This is a genomic window from Nakamurella sp. GG22, assembly GCF_052976845.2.
Genome location: NZ_JBRIIO020000001.1, coordinates 86,886 through 102,772, shown reverse-complemented (window position 1 = coordinate 102,772; position 15,887 = coordinate 86,886). Strand labels below are relative to the sequence as shown.

Sequence of the window (15,887 nt, the reverse complement as noted above, 5' to 3'; positions counted from 1 at the left end):
AGGCCGTAACGTTGCCACCCGTGAACACCGCCGGTTCAGCCACTCCCGAAGGCTTCGGCGTCGCGGTGACCCGCGACGAGTCGACCTGGCGATGCTCCTTGCTCGCTGCCGAACTGCTCGACGATCTGGACGGCGTCATCACCGCGCTGCGCCGGGTTGCCACCAGTGGTCCGGTGTTCGCATTGCTGGCCGTCGACGACGAGTTCTTCGTGATCGTCCGGCCGATCCCGGGCGGTGCGTCACTGTTGCTCTCGGATGCGACCGCGGGCCTGGACTACGACATCGCCGCTGACGTGCTGGATCTGCTGCAGGTCCAGGTGCCGGAGGAAGAGGACATCGAGGACGACCCGTGGCCGGAGGGCGACCTCGCGTTGCTTGCCGACCTCGGGGTGCCGGAGCAGGAGATGCAGCTCATCGTCGACGAGGTCGACCTCTATCCGGACGAGCAGCTGGCGATGATCGCGCAGCGCTGCGGCTTCGGCGATGCGTTCGCCGCGATCCTGGAGAAGGTCTGACCATCGGTGACACCGGGCGGCCCACCGACCCGGAGCTGATCAGACTCGCCCTTGCGCTGGCCGGCCGGGCCGCCGGCACCGCGGACGTCCCCATCGGAGCAGTCGTACTTTCGCCCGATGGTGTGACGGTCGGGGAGGGCTGGAACACCCGTGAAGCCACCGGGGACCCCACGGCGCACGCCGAGATCGTCGCACTGCGCGCCGCGGCCGCCTCGCTGGGGCAGTGGAATCTGCAGGGCTGCACCCTGGCGGTGACCGTCGAGCCGTGCACCATGTGCGCCGGCGCCATCGTCGCCGCCCGGATCGCCCGGGTTGTCTTCGGCTGCTGGGAACCGAAAACCGGTGCCGCCGGCTCGTTGTGGGACGTTCTGCGGGACCGGCGGCTGACCCATCGCGTCGAGGTCCGCGGCGGGGTCCTGGAAGACGAGTGCGCGTCGTTGCTGCTGGAGTTCTTCGCGGGCCGCCGGGTAGGTGCCGCCGAGCACGGTGTCGGGAACAACGAACCGGCGTGACGCGGTTCAGTCAGGCATGGAACTCGGTGTGTACAGCTTCGGAGACATCCATCCCAACCCGGTGACCCGGGAGGTCGTCTCACCCGCGCAGCGGATGCTCGACCTGCTGGAACGGATCAGGCTGGCCGAGCAGGTGGGGCTCGACTTCTTCGGTATCGGCGAGCATCACCGGCCCGACTACGCCGTGTCGGCGCCGGCGATCGTGCTGGCTGCTGCGGCCGCGCAGACCAGCCGGATCGGCCTCGGAAGTGCCGTCACCGTGCTCAGCACCGAGGACCCGGTCCGGGTCTACCAGCAGTTCGCGACCATGGACCTGATCTCGCAGGGCCGCATTGAACTGCTCGCCGGCCGCGGCTCGTTCATCGAGTCCTACCCGCTGTTCGGTGCCGACCTGGCGGATTACGACGCCCTGTACGACGAGAAGATCCAGTTGCTGCTCGCCATCGATGACGGCAACCCGATCACCTGGTCCGGCCGATTCCGCCCCGCACTGGAGAATGCGGTCATCCTGCCGCGGCCGTTCGACAAACCGGGACTCGGCGAGCACCTGCGGATCGCGGTGGCCACCGGCGGCAACCCCGAGTCGTCCGTGCGGGCGGGTCTGCTGGGGCTGCCGATCAACTACGCCATCATCGGTGGGCAACCGGCGAGGTTCGCCCCGCTGGTCGACCTCTACCGCCGCGCCTTCGCGCAGAGCGAGCGGTCGGGCGGGACAGCCGAGGTCAGCGTTTCGGGGATGGGCTTCATCAGTGACGACGGCAAGGCCAAGAACACCTTCTTCCCGTACTGGCTCGACTCCATGCGCCGGATCGCCCGCGAACGCCGCTTCCCGATGCCGGACCGCGCCTCCTACGAGGCGCAGGCGGCGCCGGGCGGCGCGTACTTCATCGGCGGCCCCGAAGAGGTCGCGGAGCGGATCGTCGCCTTGCACGGCGACCTCGGCCATGACCGGCAGGGCTTCCAGATGGACCTCTCGAGCGTGCCGCAGCGTGATTCGCTGAAGGCCATCGAGCTGCTGGGCACCAGGGTCGCGCCGCTGGTGCGAGAGGCGCTGGGTTCCGACCGACCCGCGCTGGGCGCCGACCGACCGGCCGTCGGGGCCGACCGAACGGCCGTCGGGGCTGACCGACCGGCCCCCGGAACCGACCGACCCGCGCAGCGGGTGCCGGCCAGCCCGGCCGCCGGCTGACCGGTCAGCTCTCGGCGCCCTTGCCGCGCAGGGTTGCCCAGACCAGCCCGGCCGCCGCCACCATCAGCACGACGGCGATGACCGACGTCACGCCCACGCCGCCACCGAAGGCGGCCTGGGCTGACGACAGCAGTTGGTCTGCCTGCGGTTGCGGCAAGGTGGAGGCCACCGCTGTTGCCCCGCCGAGGGTTTCGGTCGCGGTGGTCGCATCGGTGGCACTGACCCCAGCCGGGACCACCACCCGCGCGCTGTACGCGGCGGTCAGGATCCCGCCCAGCACGGCGGTGCCGAGGACCGCGCCCAGCTCGTACGCCGTCTCCGAGATCGCCGACGCCGCACCGGCTTTCGGTGCCGGTGCGCTGGAGATGATGACATCGTTGGAGATCGTCTCCGCGGCGCCGATACCCAGGCCGAGCAGTACGAAGGCCAGCATCAGCGCGATGGCCGATTCACCGGCCGCGCCGAGCAGCACGGCGACGTAGCCGCCGGCACTGATCAGCAGACCGCCCGCGACGACAACCCGCGGCGTCGTCCGGCGTACCAGCGGCACCACCGCAAGGCCCGCGACGATGGTCACGACCAGACCCGGCAACAGGATCAGCCCCGCCTGCATTGGGCTCTCGCCGAGCACCAACTGCAGGTGCTGGGAGATGAAGAACAGGAAGCCGACCAGGGCGAACACGCTCAGCAGGTTCGCCAGCACGGCGCCGGTGAAGGAACTGCGCGCGAAGAGCCGGACGTCCAGCATCGGCTGCGGCCGGGTGAGCTGGCGGTGCACGAAGGCGGCACCGGCGAGCACGCCGACGGTCAGCAGCCCGATCGCGGTGGTCGTCAGGCCGTCATGCGCGATGCTCTTGATTGCGTAGACCACCGGCGCCATGGCGAGCAGTGAGAGCGCGATGCTCGCCGGGTCGACAGGGCCCGGGTTCGGGTCTCTCGACTCCGGCACGAAGATCGGCGTCAGGACCAGCAACACGAGCAGGACGGGCACGGCCATCAGGAACGCCGATCCCCACCAGAAGTGCTCGAGCAGGAAACCGCCGACGATCGGGCCGAGCGCGGCGCCACCGGAGAACCCGGCGGCCCAGATGGCGACCGCCAGCCGCCGCTGTTGCCGGTCGACGAAGATGTTGCGCAGCAACGACAATGTGCTCGGCATCAGCATCGCGCCGAAGAAGCCGAGAGCGGCGCGGGCGGCGATGAGGGCCTCCGCGGACGGCGAGTACGCCGCCGCCACCGACATGACGGCGAAGCCGACCGAGCCGATCAGCAGCATCCGCCGCCGCCCGAAACGGTCGGCGAGGCTGCCCATCGAGACCAGCAGTCCGGCGAGCACCAGCGAGTAGATGTCGATCATCCAGAGCAACTGGGTGCCGGTCGGGCTCAGCGCCTCCGAGATGGCGGGCAGCGCGAAACTCAACACGGTGGCGTCCACGGCCACCAGAAGCACGGGCAGCAGCAGGACGGCGAGCGCGGTCCATTCGCGGACGCCCGCTCGGTGCGGAACGCGACCGGTGTGGTCGCGCCGGCCGATCGCCCGGGTGGCGCGCGGCTCGATGGTGGTGGACATGGTGCTCGCTCCTGGTAGTGGTCGTTTCCTATTACTATACCGACCAGTTGGTGCAGTAACAACGCTGCGGTGGTGAGATGGGTAACCGTCAGGTGGCCGCCGTCTCCGAGAATTGCCTTCCGGAAAAATGCCGCGCGGCCAGGCGGACCAGACCTGATACTGGCGGGCCGGGACCGGGTCGAAGAGGGAGAAGGCGTTGGCGCTTCGGTGGTACAGCACGGTGATCGACTGTCATGACGTCACGGCGCAGGCCAACTGGTGGGCGGCGGCGTTGGGCTGGAAGAAGGCATACGAAGCCGATGACGAGGTCGTCCTGCTGCCGCAGCACGCGACCATCGAGCTGATCAGGGCGACGCCCTGGGAACAGGTGCCGCCCGGTCTGGTCTTCGTGCCGGTAGCGGAGGGCAAGACCGTCAAGAATCGGCTGCACCTGGACCTGGCGCCGCACTCATCCGACGACCGGGACGCCGAGATCGAGCGGCTCGTCGCCTCCGGTGCCACCCGGGTGGACGTCGGTCAGGACCCGTCGGTGTCCTGGACGGTGCTCGCCGATCCCGAGGGCAACGAGTTCTGCGTCCTCTCCTCGCGGGACACCTGACCCGCCCGGTCCTCGGTGCGGAGGGCCCGCTCCGGCCGTCACAGGCCACCGACGCTGACCGCTCGCTACGGTGATCGGGTGCCCCCGCCACCCGCCGCCCGCGAGAAGGTGCTCGATGCCTTCCAGCGACTGCTGATCGAGCACGGCGAGCGGGAGACCACACTCGACGCCGTCGCCCGGGCTGCAGGGGTGTCCAAGGGCGGGCTGATCTATCACTTCAATTCCCGCGAGGCGCTCATCGAGGGTCTGCTGGGCCGCCTCGAGTCCCTGGCCGACGAGGATCTGGCCCTGATGGGCACCGCACCCGACGGGCCGGTCGCGTACTACGTCCGGACCTCGGCGCATGTCGATTCCCCGCTCGACCTGACGATGATCGCGGCGACGAGGCTGCTGCAGCGGTCGCACTCGCGCACCCGCGAGGTGCTGGCCGCGGTGCACGACCGCTGGTACCGGGCCCTGTTGGACGCGGTGGGCGACGCGGCGGTCGCCCGGCTGGTCATGCTCGTTGGGTACGGCATGTACTACAACGCCAGCATCGCGGGCGAGGAGGGCGCGGAGATCCCGCTGCAGCCGGGGGGCGGTGTCGACGACGTGATCGGGTTGGTCGACGAGTTGATCCGGCTCCGCAAGCCGGCCGTCTCCGGCTGACACGTGGCGACCGATCGGTGACCGGACGATCCGACCTGCCGACCAGGACGTGCGTCGTCTGTGGCCGGACGATCACCTGGCGGAAGAAGTGGGCCAGGGACTGGGACGAGGTCAAGTACTGCAGCGATGCCTGCCGGCGACGGGCAAAGGGCGCGACCAGCACTGTCGACGCGAACCTCGATCAGGCATTGACCCGGTTGCTCGCCGAGCGCGGGGCCAGCAAGACCCTGTGCCCGAGCGAGGTCGCCAGGGCGGTCGGCGGAGACCAGTGGCGGGACCTGATGGAACCCGCCCGCGCCGCCGCTCGACGGGCGGTGGCCCGGGGAGACGCCGAGATCACCCAAGGGGGCCGGGTCGTGGACCCGTCCACGGCGAAAGGGCCGATCCGGGTCCGCCCCACCTCGCATGGGTGAGGCAGCCTGACCGGTGTCCGCGGGCCTGATCAACGAGCGGGTCAGGCGGCTGGGACCGGGCAAGTCAGTTGGTCCGGCGGCGTCCGGACCGCCGGTATAGTCGTCGCCGGTAGCGTGTCCGAGCGGCCTAAGGAGCACGCCTCGAAAGCGTGTGAGGGGGCAACTCCTCCGTGGGTTCAAATCCCACCGCTACCGCCATCACCACTGGGACACCGGTTGACCGAGATCAGGTCGACCGGTGTTTCGATCTGCCCCAGCGTCTTTCGCTGCGCGTTGGAGCCAGAGCAAGTGCGTTCACTGAACCGCTTCCTCGCATTTCCGTCCCGCGAACGTCCACTCCGAGCGGGAACGGTGCAGTGAACGGCGGTTTCGGTCGGCGTCACGCGGCGAGAGCTCACCAAGAGGGCGGCCGGGGCTACTAGGTGAAGATCGCCGATCGGCCGCGCCCTACGCTTTTCCCGACCCGACGGTGCTCCATCGCCGTCGTTGCGGAGCGGATCGGAGGACCGTCATGGCCCGGTCGTCCCCGCTGGACGCTCGTCGGGAGTGGTCCGCCGGCGTTGCTGTCGGACGGATCTGGCCGGCCGCCCTGGCCGTATGGGTGCTCGCCTCCGCAGTGACGTGGCTCCGGCTCCCGGTCGCGGCCAGGGACACCTTCTGGGCCGAGGACGGTCGTCAGTTCGTCGGCGACTGGCTGCGCGACGCGGGCCCGGCCACCCTGTTCCAGGGGTACGGCGGGTACCTGCACGTGCTGCCCCGCGGCATCACCTGGTTGGTCGTCGAATTCGTGCCGGTCCACGCGTGGGCCTTCGTGACGACCGCAGCCGCCTGCGCGGTGACCGGTGGGATGGCCGCGTTGGTGTTCGTCTTCAGCCGCGACGTGATCGCCGCTGGGGTTGCCCGCGTCGGGTTGGCGCTCGTTGTCGTGCTCACCCCGCTCGCCGGGATGGAGATCCTCGGCAACGTCGCGAACGTGCACTGGTACCTGCTGTACCTCACGCCGTGGCTACTGCTGGCCACCCCGCGTACTCGGGCCGGGTCGGTCGCCATGGTGGTGCTGGCCCTCGTCGTCACGCTCACCGAACCGCAAACGATCCTCTTCGCGCCGCTCGCCGTCTGGCGGTTTCTGAAGGTTCCCGCAACCCGGCCGGTGATGTACGCCTTCGGCGTTGGGCTGGCCGCGCAGGTGGTCAGTACCCTCCTCACCGGTCGGTCCAGGACCGGTGGCCGGCCGCCGTTGCTGTCAATCGCGGAGGGCTACTGGGCCAACGCCGCATTGTCGAACTTCACCGGGAACGGCCAATGGACCGGGCGGCTGATCGCCCAGTTCGGCTGGTGGGTTTCCCTCGTCGCGGTGCTGGTGTTCACGCTGTTCGGTGCCTATGCGCTCGCGGTCGGCCGGCCCGCGGTTCGGCTCGCCGTGGTGACGCTGGTCCTCGGATCGCTGGCCATCTGGAGTTTCTCCTACATCTTCAACAACGACGCCAATCTTTACTACAGCGGCTTCGGGCCCGAGCGGTTCCTCGACCTCACCCTGACCCGGTACGGGGCGGTGCCGGCGATGATGCTCGCCTCGATGGTCCCGTTGGCGGTGGGGGCGCTGCTGGATCGCCGTCCGTCGTGGTGCCCGTTGGCCGTTGCCGTTGTGCTGGGGTTTGCGGTGGTGATGTCAGTGAACTTCGTACACCGGGACAATCACCGATCCGGGGATCCCTGGAGTTCGGCGGTCAGCGCCGCGCGCGTGGAATGTTCCGCCGGCTCGACCGTGAAGATCTACACCCAGCCGACCAACTGGGTGGTGCGGATGCCGTGTTCTCTGCTCCGGTGATGACCGCCCGTCACGCCGTCCACTGGTAACGGCACCTCGCGATACCGGCCGTCGCACATCCCCTTCACGTGGAAGCGGTTGAGTGAATCCACGTTCGGCTGGCGTCATCGCGCCGCGTCGCCGAGTCGGTCGAGCAGTGCCGGCAGGTCGGCGATGCTGTCGATCACGTGGTCGGGTCGGCCCTTGTCGCCGTTCAGGTCGGATTCGCGGAACTTGCCTGTCCGCACCAGGACGCCGGTGATCCCGCAATCCTGCGCGCCGACGACGTCCGAGCCGATGTCGTCGCCCACCATCACCGCCCGAGCCGCCTCGATGCCCATATCCGACAATGCCGACGCATAGAACGCCTCAGCGGGTTTGCCGACGACGGTGATCTCGATCCCGGCGGCCGCCTCCAGGCCAATGACGAAAGCACCCATGTCCAGTTGCGGTCCGTACTCGGTCTGGAACCGGGTGTTGCGGTGGAGCGCCAGGATGGGCACGCCCTGTCCCGCCAACCCGAACACAGCGTTCAGCTCGGCATAACCGACCGCCGGCCCGGCGCCGCCGAGGAGCACCACCCCGGCATCGTCCGCGTGGTCGACGTCGACCGTCTCGACCTCGCCGAGGTCCTCGGTGAGGTCGCCCTCGTTGACGAGGAAGCATTTCCGACCCGGGTACTGCTCGGCGAGCAGTCGACCGGCGCTGCTCACCGCGGTGATGACATGGCTGCCGTCGATGCTCATGCCGGCGTCGTGGAGCACCTCGGCGATCTGTCGCCGTGACTTCGAGGACGTGTTCGTGACGAGCCGGAAGTCCACCCCGCGGTCCCGGAGGCTGCCAATGGTGTGCGACGCCCCCGGTAGAGCCCGCCAGGAAACGGTCAGCACCCCGTCGATGTCCAGCAGCACGCCGTCGACCATGCGGAAACGCTACTGCCGCTGTCCCCCACCATCTCGATGAGTGCTCAGCGCGGCCCGGACCACAGCTTTCCACCGGACGGTATCGGTGACCACCCGCCGGACACCCTGCTGTCGGCGCCGACGAGCGGGCCGAGAATGGCGAGCGTGATGAAGAATGCGAGCGCAATGAGCAGGACGGTCATCACGAACCTCCTTTCGGAGTGACGCCCATTTTATTCTTATTGCCGGATCCCGGACAGAGTCGATAGGCATCGATCGCGCCGATGGGAAACGGTGGCGTCATGAATTCGCAGCCGATGTGGTCGTGTCCGTCATGCGGTCGCACCTTTGCGAACCGCAACCAGACGCACACCTGCGAAACACTGGGTGACCTCGACCGGCACTTCGTCGGGACAGCGCCGGCCGTCAGGGCGGCGTTCGACGAGGTGCTTTCGGTACTCGCCGATGTCGGCCAGGTGACCGTCCTATCGGAGAAGACCCGGATCGCCCTGCACGTGCGGATGAGCTTCGCCGCGTTCATGCCGAGGCGGTCGTGGCTCGATGGTCACCTGGTCCTGGCGCGACGGGTCGACAGCCCCCGATTCCACCGTATCAAGGTGTACTCGCCACGAAATGTGGTGCACGCGTTCCGGTTGCGTACTCCTGACGACGTCGACGACGAGTTCGCCGGTTGGCTGATCGAGGCCTACCGGGTCGGCGAGCAACGTCATCGTCGCGGCGGGCTCGATCGTCCGTCCACTGCCACATCCGCAGGGTGATCGGTCCTCTCAGCGCAGGAAATCCCTGCCGGGACGTCACTCGACGCGGTGGCCGGAACCGGGGGCGGCGGTGGTTCGGGTGCTGATGGTCGAGGGTGGCGGCGGTGTCGGGGCGTGTGCAGTGCGGGGGAGGTCCGGGTGGTTCGGGGGAGGCGCGGGGGCCGGACGGGCGCGCGCGGCCCGAGTCGGCGTCAGCCCTGCCGGCGCGCTCGGGCCCGGCGTTTGCCCTCGTGCATCGCCACGACGCGGGCGATCGGAATCGCGCGCCCTTCCTCGACCAGGTCCGCCGGGAGTCGCTGGGGTGGTGGCATCAGGCTGGCCCAGGGGTCGCCGTCACCCAGGAGCTCGCCGGCCGTACGGATGGTGAAGTCGGTCGGGCTGACGCCGTCGAGCCCGTCCCACGGCAGCGGGAACGAGACAGGTGCTCCCGGCCGGACGCGCGGGCTGTACGCGGCCACCACGGTCGCACCGCCCGAGCGGGTCGAGTCGACAAAGACCTTTCCCTCCCGGTCCTCCAGCAGATAGGCCGTGGTGGCGAGGCTCGGATCCAGCCGTGCCGAGCGGGCCGCGATCGCCCGGGTCGCGGCTGCTGCCTCCTCCGCGGTGACGGCGTCGTCCAGCGGCACGAAGATGTGCATGCCCTTGGCGCCGCTGGTCTTGACCGCGCCGGCCAGGCCCGCGTCGACAAGAGCCCGCTCGACCAGACGCGCCGTGTCGACGATGATCTGGAACGGTCCGCCCTCGGGTGGGTCGAGGTCCAGCACCAGGTGGGTCGGCTGCGTGGAGCCGGCCGGGATCAGCGTCGGGTGGTACTCGACGGCGCGTTGATTGGCGAACCAGAGCAGCGTCCGGCGGTCGTCACAGAGCGCGTAATGCACCTCCCGATGCGACGCCTCGGCCCACACAGCTGTGGTGCGAACCCATTCCGGGGTGTATTTCGGCACGTTCTTCTGCATGAACGGCGGTGAACCGGGCCGCACCCGCACCACCGACAGCGGCCGTCCGGTGAGCACCGGGACGATCCGATCGGCGACCACCTCCAGGTAGTCGACGAGGTCGCGCTTGGTCAGCTCCTCGCCGTCGATCAGCGGGTTGTCGAGATTCGTCAGCGGGACCCCGGATCGTTCTTCATCCGGCGCGCGGCTACCCACGGAGGGCGTCCGGTGTCGTCATGGCAGTGCCTCCCGCTGCTTCGCCGGCTGTCGACGCGAGTCGTTCACAGCAGTATCGACCGGGCCAGCCGCAGTTCATCATCGCTGCGGTGCGCGCCCGGTAGGGTTTCACATCCCGCGGGCCAGGAAACACCGAATGGTCGTCGTGCCTGCGGCACCCAGCATCCACCCTCGCTGGCCCGTGCTCCGGACCCGGAGAACCAGTACCCCGTACCCCGCAGCCTCAGTAAGGAAGTTGGAGAACGTGACCGACCGCTCTGTCCCTGTCTCGCGCGCCGCGTGCGCCGAGGAGAACGTCGATCAGGGTGATCCCTTCATCTTCCGGGCTCTCGACGGTCCGGATGGCTGGCGGTACTACGTCATCGTCACGGGTCCGGGATTCCCGGTCTACAGCTCGACCGACCCTGGCCGGCCGGGGAGCTGGGAGCGGATCGGCGAGAGCTTCCCGGGGATCGGTGTGCACCCGTGGGCGTGGGCGCCCTGCGTGCGTTTCGTTCCCGGTCTCGAGCGGCCGTGGGTGATGCTCTACTCGTTGGCGGCCGGCTCCGGCGATCCCGGCGGGCACCAGTTCCACCGGGTCCTCCGCGCGGACAGCCTGCGACCGGAGGGCCCGTACGCAGATTCGGGCGAAGTGCTGACGGCCGACCTGCCCTTTGCGATCGACCCCGACGTCACCCTCCGGGCTGATGGCAGCCTGCACTTCAGCTGCGCCGCCGACTACACCGACGCGCCCCCGTTCGGCACCGGCCTGTTCGAGGCGCCGATCTCGCAGGACCTCCGCACGCTGCTGGAGCCGCTGCGGCCGATGGCCCGGCCTACGGCCGATTGGCAGGTGTACCTGCCGGACCGATCCATGCCGTGGTTGACGATCGACGGTGTCGACTGGGACCGGGGAGACACCGCCCGCTGGTACACGATGGAGGGACCCGCGGGTCTGGTGTCGCCGGGCGGCCAGGACTTCGCCCTGTACAGCGGGGGCAATTTCGCCGACCTCTACGCGATCGGCCTGCTGTCCCGGGACGGCGACGGCCGGTGGCGGGATCTCTCCGCCGACTATGCCGATTGTCTGCTGTCCCAGCGACCGGCGGACGATCTGTGGGGACCCGGCCATTGCAGTGTGGTCGACCGCTATGTCGCCTACCATTTCCGCGCGCAACCGGAATTGCCCCGGCAATTCGCCATCGCGGAATTGGTGTGGAACGAGCGCGATCGCCCCGCCATCCGCGAATAGGTTCGCGGCTGAGCGCGACCGCAGCAGGGCCGATCGTCCGCTCACGGCGAAACCGGTAGGACACCTCTGTGTGGCACCATCCGATGGCATGGCACGCAGAGCCCGGACGGTCGCCGTCGGCGAGGAATCCAAGGTCACGTCGATCGAGCTCTTCTTCGACCTGGTTTTCGTCTTCGCGCTGACCCAGGTCACCGCGTTGATGGCCGAGGACCTCACTGCGCGCGGTGCCATCCGCGGCATCCTGGTGGTCTCGGTGCTCTGGTGGTGCTGGGTCGGCTATGCCTGGCTCGGCAATCTGGTGCGGGCCGACGAAGGGGTCATGCGGGTCGCGCTCTTCGTCGCCATGTCGGCGATGTTCGTTGCGGCCCTGACCATCCCGGAATCGTTCGACGATCTCCCCGGCGGTCTGTCCGGACCTGTTGTCTTCGCCGTCTGCTACTTCGTCGTCCGGGCCACGCATTTCGCGATGTTCTGGTCCGCCGCTCGCGGTGACGCAGCACTGCGCCGGCAACTCCTGCGCTTCATTCCGGCGGTACTGGTCGGCACCAGCCTGCTGCTCGTAGCGTCCCAGCTGTCCGGCACCGCGCAGACGCTGATGTGGTTGGCGGCGCTGGTGGGTGACTACCTGGGCACCGTGCTCGGCGGAGCCAACGGGTGGCGGATCAACTCGGCCGGACACTTCGCCGAACGCCACGGGCTGATCATCATTATCGCGCTCGGCGAGTCCATCGTGTCATCGGTGTCGGCGTGACGGAATTGCCGATCTCCTGGCCGATCATCGTCGCCTCGGTCCTGGGCCTCACCATCGCAGGGGCGCTCTGGTGGTCCTACTTCGACGTCGTCGCACTGGTCGCGGAACGGGTCCTGGCCAAGCTGCAGGGGGCCGAGCGCGCCCGCCTGGCCCGCGACTCCTACAGCTTCCTGCACCTGCCGATGGTCATCGGCATCATTTTCCTGTCGCTCGGACTCAAAAAGGTGCTCAACTACGTCGGCGGCGCCGACGGGCACGCGCTGACCGATCCGCTGTACGGCCTGCCGCTGATCGCGCTCTACGGCGGGACGTCGCTCTACCTGCTGGCGCACGTCGCCTTCCGTTGGCGGAATACCCACACCGTCAACCCGCACCGGACGATCGTCGCCGTGCTGCTGCTCGCGCTCATCCCGGTCGGCGCGCTGATGCCGGCGTTGGCCACCCTCGGGCTGCTCGCCGCCGTCCTGGTGGCGCTGATCTGCTACGAATCGATCCGGTACGCGAGCGCCCGGGACGCCGTCCGGCACGAGGACGACATCGTCACCCCGTGACGGCCGGCATGCGCGCCGGTGCACCTCCGCCGCGTCGCCCCTTATCGTGAGCGGGTGCGCAAGCCCCCGTTACCTGTCCGGGACGGGCTGAACCCCAGTCGCGTCCGGCTCCCGGAGAGCGGACACTGGCCGACGACGCTCGACTACCTGCTGCAGCGCTTCTACTCCGACCGGGACAGGGTGCAGGAGAAGGTCGAGGCAGGCGAGGTGGTCGACGTCACCGGGCGACCGATCGACGCCGAGACCCCTTTTGAACCGGACTCGTTCGTCTTCCTGTACCGCGACCCGATCCCCGAGCAGAGGGTGCCGTTCGAGATCGAGATCCTGCACTGGGACAGCGATCTCTTCGTCATCGACAAGCCGCATTTCCTGGCGACGATGCCCCGCGGCTTCTACATCGTCGAATCCGCGCTGGTCCGGCTCCGGCGGGAATACGACCTGCCGGACCTGAGCCCATTGCACCGGCTCGACCGGGTGACGGCCGGAGTGCTGATGTTCTCCCTCCGACCGGAGCAGCGCGGCGCCTACCAGCAGCTGTTCGCGAAGCGGAAGGTCACCAAGTACTACGAGGCGGTCGCCCCGTACCGGCCGGAGGTGGCGCTGCCGGCCACCGTGCGGAGCCGGATCGTCAAGGAACGGGGCACCCCCACCGCTGACGAGGTGCCGGGGGAACCCAACAGCGAGACCCTCATCGAATTGCTCGACCTGCGCGGGGGCAGGGCGCTCTACGGGCTGCACCCGCACACCGGGAAGGTGCACCAGCTCCGGCTGCACATGAATTCACTGGGACTGCCGATCATCGGGGACAACTTCTACCCGAGGTTGCTGGATCTCTCGCCGTACGACTACTCGTCACCGCTGCAACTGGTGGCCAGGTCGGTGAGCTTCGACGACCCGTTCACCGGGGAGCGCAGGGAGTTCCGCAGTCACCGGCCGTTGCAGTCCTGGCCGTTGCAGTCCTCGACGTTGCAGTCCTCGACCGGCGAGCAGGTGCCGATCGGCACGGCCGAACCGGGATGACGTCACCACTGTCCGGCATCCGGGTCCTCGAACTCGCCGGGATCGGTGCGTTGCCGCTGGCCGGGATGATGCTGGCGGACCTGGGGGCCGACGTTGTCGTCATCGCCCGACGGGAACCCGGCGAGCTCGAGATCGTCTCTCCTGCAGACGATCTGGTGCTTCGGAACCAGCGGGTGCTGCCGGCGGACCTGCGGGACCCGGTCGACGTGGCACGCCTGCTGGACGTCGTCGGCCGCGCCGACGTACTGCTGGAAGGTTTCCGGCCCGGCACTGCGGAACGACTGGGGCTGGGTCCCGAGGAGGTATGCGGACGGAATCCGCGGCTGGTCTACGGCCGGATGACCGGCTGGGGTCAGAGCGGGCCGACGGCGGGAACGGCGGGGCACGATCTGAATTACATCTCCGTCACCGGCGCCCTGCACGCGATGGGGCGACGCGCCGACCCGCCGCCGGTGCCCCTGAATCTGGTCGGCGATTACGGCGGCGGAGCGATGTTTCTGGTGACCGGTGTCCTGGCGGCGCTCGTCGAGCGCGGCCGATCCGGCCGCGGCCAGGTGATCGATGCCGCGATGGTGGACGGGGTCAGCGCACTGCTGCAGCCCCTGTTGTCCTGGCGCGCCGCGGGCATCTGGTCCGACCGGCGGGGGAGCAACATCCTCGACGGTAGCGCGCCGTACTACACCACCTACCGGTGCGCCGATGATCGGTTCGTCGCCGTCGCCGCTCTCGAACAGCGTTTCTATGCAGAACTTCTCGCTGGACTCGGGCTGGCCGAGGCCGACCTGCCCGACCGTGATCAAGTCGCCGGGCACGCCGCATTGCGCGAGATCTTCAGCAGCCGGTTCGGCGAGAAGACCCGCCACGAGTGGGCCGCCATTTTCGCCGGTACAGATGCCTGCGTCACCCCGGTGCTGGCGGCCGGGGAGGCGCCGGGCTACGAGCAGATCGCCGATCGGGGAACGCTACGCCGGCGGGACGGTGTGCTGGAAGCTGCACCGGCGCCACGGTTCTCGCGGTCGGAGCCGCCCGAGGCCAGGCCGGCGAGCGTTGTCGGTTTCGACGCCGTCATCGACGATTGGTCGAACGGATAGGGTCCGTCCAGGTCGACTGCCACGACCTCAGCCGGATGGCGGCGACGCTGGCGAACGGCGGCTCAGACACCGACCACCGCGGTAACGGCGAGGTAGGCGGAGGTGACCAGGAGTTGGTTTTGGGGCGCGATTGCGTCGCGAACAGTGGCTCACTTCATCGGTGGTCGACCGGGGCCACGTGGCTCACCGACGTGGGTCATCAGGTCATCTACGGGACTCCTACCGACGCGAACGAGCCGCCACCCACGAGAGCCTGACGGCATGGCGACGATGTGCGGACCCGCGGTCACCGGCGTACCCGACACGGAGGCGTGCTACGGCAGGCCACTGGACCGCGATCGCCTTCTACTGCGGCTTCCTGTTAACCCGGTCGGGGTGCGCGGCCATCTGGCTCGTGCCATGACCGGTTGCCGCGGGGCGTCGTCGGACTCATGGAGGGAGTGCGCACAGTGAAGGTGTTCATCATCGGGATCAGCGGTGCGATCGGCGGACTGCTGGCTACGGCCTTGGCCGGTCGGGGAGACGCCGTCTCGGGATTGGTACGTCGAGAGGACCAGCGAGCAACCCTCGCGTCGAGGGGCATCGAGGCGCACGTCGGTCAGATCGGTGCCATGACCCCGCAGTCGCTTGCTGCAGTGCTTCGCGGAGCCGATGCAGTCGTGTACACCGCAGGATCGAACGGGGGGAGCAGGGAGGTCACCGACGCTGTCGACGGCGAGGGCGTCGTGACGGCGCTCGACGCGACCCGCCTCGCCGGCGTGACACGCTTCGTCCTGGTCTCGGTGCTTCCGGAGGCTTGGCGCGAGCGCGACCTGGACGACGACGAGGAGCACTACTTCGCGGTGAAGAAGCTGACCGACGTCGCGGTCAGCCAGAGCGACCTCGACTGGCTGGTGCTCCGGCCCTCGATGCTCGTCGATCGCCCCGGCAGCGGACGGGTCGCCCTCGGCGCTGCGCAACCCCATGACGAGATACCGCGCGAGGACGTCGCCGCCACCCTGGCCGAGCTCCTGCACGAACCGCGGATCCGTCGGCAGATACTCGAACTCACCGCGGGGGAGACACCGATCGCCTCGGCGGTCCGGGCGACCCTACGGTGACGTCGTGCGGCTCGGCGCGAGGGTGGGACCGGGCATTC

The 15,887-nt window shown here is 69.0% G+C and carries 16 protein-coding genes, 1 tRNA gene and 1 pseudogene; 14 read left to right on the top strand and 4 right to left on the bottom strand.

What is annotated here, in order from left to right; translation table 11 throughout:
- Nucleotides 1–20 precede the first annotated feature (20 nt).
- From ACVBEQ_RS00505 to ACVBEQ_RS00495, 3 genes are read left to right on the top strand one after another with little or no spacing between them, the layout of a single operon-like run.
- Nucleotides 21–515, top strand: a complete 495-nt coding sequence (locus ACVBEQ_RS00505; protein WP_447151454.1) for a tRNA adenosine deaminase-associated protein — start codon at nucleotides 21–23, stop codon at nucleotides 513–515.
- Between the two features lie 2 nt (nucleotides 516–517).
- Nucleotides 518–1,027, top strand: coding sequence for a tRNA adenosine(34) deaminase TadA (gene tadA / locus ACVBEQ_RS00500; protein ID WP_447151802.1), 510 nt, complete (start codon nucleotides 518–520; stop codon nucleotides 1,025–1,027).
- A 16-nt stretch (nucleotides 1,028–1,043) separates the two neighbouring features.
- Complete coding sequence (locus ACVBEQ_RS00495) at nucleotides 1,044–2,216, top strand: LLM class flavin-dependent oxidoreductase (protein WP_447151453.1); 1,173 nt, start codon at nucleotides 1,044–1,046, stop codon at nucleotides 2,214–2,216.
- Nucleotides 2,217–2,220: 4 nt separating this feature from the next.
- Here the strand turns inward: ACVBEQ_RS00495 and ACVBEQ_RS00490 are convergent, their stop codons facing one another.
- Nucleotides 2,221–3,786: an MFS transporter gene (locus ACVBEQ_RS00490; protein WP_447151452.1), complete on the bottom strand. Its 1,566-nt coding sequence runs from the start codon at nucleotides 3,784–3,786 to the stop codon at nucleotides 2,221–2,223.
- Between the two features lie 196 nt (nucleotides 3,787–3,982).
- Here ACVBEQ_RS00490 and ACVBEQ_RS00485 point away from each other — a divergent pair, with 196 nt between their 5' ends.
- The 5 genes from ACVBEQ_RS00485 to ACVBEQ_RS00465 all read left to right on the top strand — a co-directional run bounded on the left by ACVBEQ_RS00485 (nucleotide 3,983) and on the right by ACVBEQ_RS00465 (nucleotide 7,273).
- Nucleotides 3,983–4,384: a VOC family protein gene (locus ACVBEQ_RS00485; RefSeq protein ID WP_447151451.1), complete on the top strand. Its 402-nt coding sequence runs from the start codon at nucleotides 3,983–3,985 to the stop codon at nucleotides 4,382–4,384.
- Nucleotides 4,385–4,462: 78 nt separating this feature from the next.
- A complete protein-coding gene (locus ACVBEQ_RS00480; RefSeq protein WP_447151450.1) occupies nucleotides 4,463–5,032 on the top strand; it encodes a TetR/AcrR family transcriptional regulator in 570 nt (189 codons plus the stop codon).
- Between the two features lie 17 nt (nucleotides 5,033–5,049).
- A complete protein-coding gene (locus ACVBEQ_RS00475; protein ID WP_447151449.1) occupies nucleotides 5,050–5,445 on the top strand; it encodes a DUF3253 domain-containing protein in 396 nt (131 codons plus the stop codon).
- A gap of 108 nt (nucleotides 5,446–5,553) precedes the next feature.
- Nucleotides 5,554–5,643, top strand: a tRNA-Ser gene (locus ACVBEQ_RS00470).
- 313 nt (nucleotides 5,644–5,956) lie between these two features.
- Nucleotides 5,957–7,273, top strand: a complete 1,317-nt coding sequence (locus ACVBEQ_RS00465; protein ID WP_447151448.1) for a hypothetical protein — start codon at nucleotides 5,957–5,959, stop codon at nucleotides 7,271–7,273.
- 104 nt (nucleotides 7,274–7,377) lie between these two features.
- Here the strand turns inward: ACVBEQ_RS00465 and ACVBEQ_RS00460 are convergent, their stop codons facing one another.
- Both ACVBEQ_RS00460 and ACVBEQ_RS00455 read right to left on the bottom strand, forming a co-directional pair.
- Nucleotides 7,378–8,175: an HAD-IIA family hydrolase gene (locus ACVBEQ_RS00460; protein WP_447151447.1), complete on the bottom strand. Its 798-nt coding sequence runs from the start codon at nucleotides 8,173–8,175 to the stop codon at nucleotides 7,378–7,380.
- A 44-nt stretch (nucleotides 8,176–8,219) separates the two neighbouring features.
- The gene (locus tag ACVBEQ_RS00455; RefSeq protein WP_447151446.1) at nucleotides 8,220–8,357 is read right to left on the bottom strand and encodes a hypothetical protein; all 138 of its coding nucleotides are present in this window, start codon (nucleotides 8,355–8,357) and stop codon (nucleotides 8,220–8,222) included.
- Nucleotides 8,358–8,456: 99 nt separating this feature from the next.
- Between ACVBEQ_RS00455 and ACVBEQ_RS00450 the strand changes: the two genes are divergently transcribed.
- Nucleotides 8,457–8,933 carry a DUF5655 domain-containing protein gene (locus ACVBEQ_RS00450; RefSeq protein ID WP_447151445.1) on the top strand — a complete coding sequence of 159 codons (477 nt, stop codon included), beginning with the start codon at nucleotides 8,457–8,459 and terminating at the stop codon, nucleotides 8,931–8,933.
- Nucleotides 8,934–9,124: 191 nt separating this feature from the next.
- Here the strand turns inward: ACVBEQ_RS00450 and ACVBEQ_RS00445 are convergent, their stop codons facing one another.
- Complete coding sequence (locus ACVBEQ_RS00445) at nucleotides 9,125–10,084, bottom strand: DNA polymerase domain-containing protein (RefSeq protein WP_447151444.1); 960 nt, start codon at nucleotides 10,082–10,084, stop codon at nucleotides 9,125–9,127.
- Nucleotides 10,085–10,349: 265 nt separating this feature from the next.
- Between ACVBEQ_RS00445 and ACVBEQ_RS00440 the strand changes: the two genes are divergently transcribed.
- The 5 genes and pseudogenes from ACVBEQ_RS00440 (at nucleotide 10,350) to ACVBEQ_RS00420 (ending at nucleotide 15,849) form a co-directional block, all read left to right on the top strand.
- Nucleotides 10,350–11,336 carry a family 43 glycosylhydrolase gene (locus tag ACVBEQ_RS00440; RefSeq protein WP_447151443.1) on the top strand — a complete coding sequence of 329 codons (987 nt, stop codon included), beginning with the start codon at nucleotides 10,350–10,352 and terminating at the stop codon, nucleotides 11,334–11,336.
- Between the two features lie 88 nt (nucleotides 11,337–11,424).
- Nucleotides 11,425–12,638 (top strand): annotated as a pseudogene (locus ACVBEQ_RS00435) (low temperature requirement protein A).
- A gap of 54 nt (nucleotides 12,639–12,692) precedes the next feature.
- Nucleotides 12,693–13,658, top strand: coding sequence for a pseudouridine synthase (locus tag ACVBEQ_RS00430; protein ID WP_447151442.1), 966 nt, complete (start codon nucleotides 12,693–12,695; stop codon nucleotides 13,656–13,658).
- Nucleotides 13,655–14,749, top strand: a complete 1,095-nt coding sequence (locus ACVBEQ_RS00425; RefSeq protein ID WP_447151441.1) for a CaiB/BaiF CoA transferase family protein — start codon at nucleotides 13,655–13,657, stop codon at nucleotides 14,747–14,749. Before ACVBEQ_RS00430 ends, ACVBEQ_RS00425 begins: the two co-directional genes overlap by 4 nt.
- 449 nt (nucleotides 14,750–15,198) lie before the next feature.
- Nucleotides 15,199–15,849 (top strand): NAD(P)H-binding protein, encoded by a 651-nt coding sequence (locus ACVBEQ_RS00420; RefSeq protein WP_447151440.1) that lies wholly within the window; start codon nucleotides 15,199–15,201, stop codon nucleotides 15,847–15,849.
- The last annotated feature ends 38 nt before the right edge of the window (nucleotides 15,850–15,887 follow it).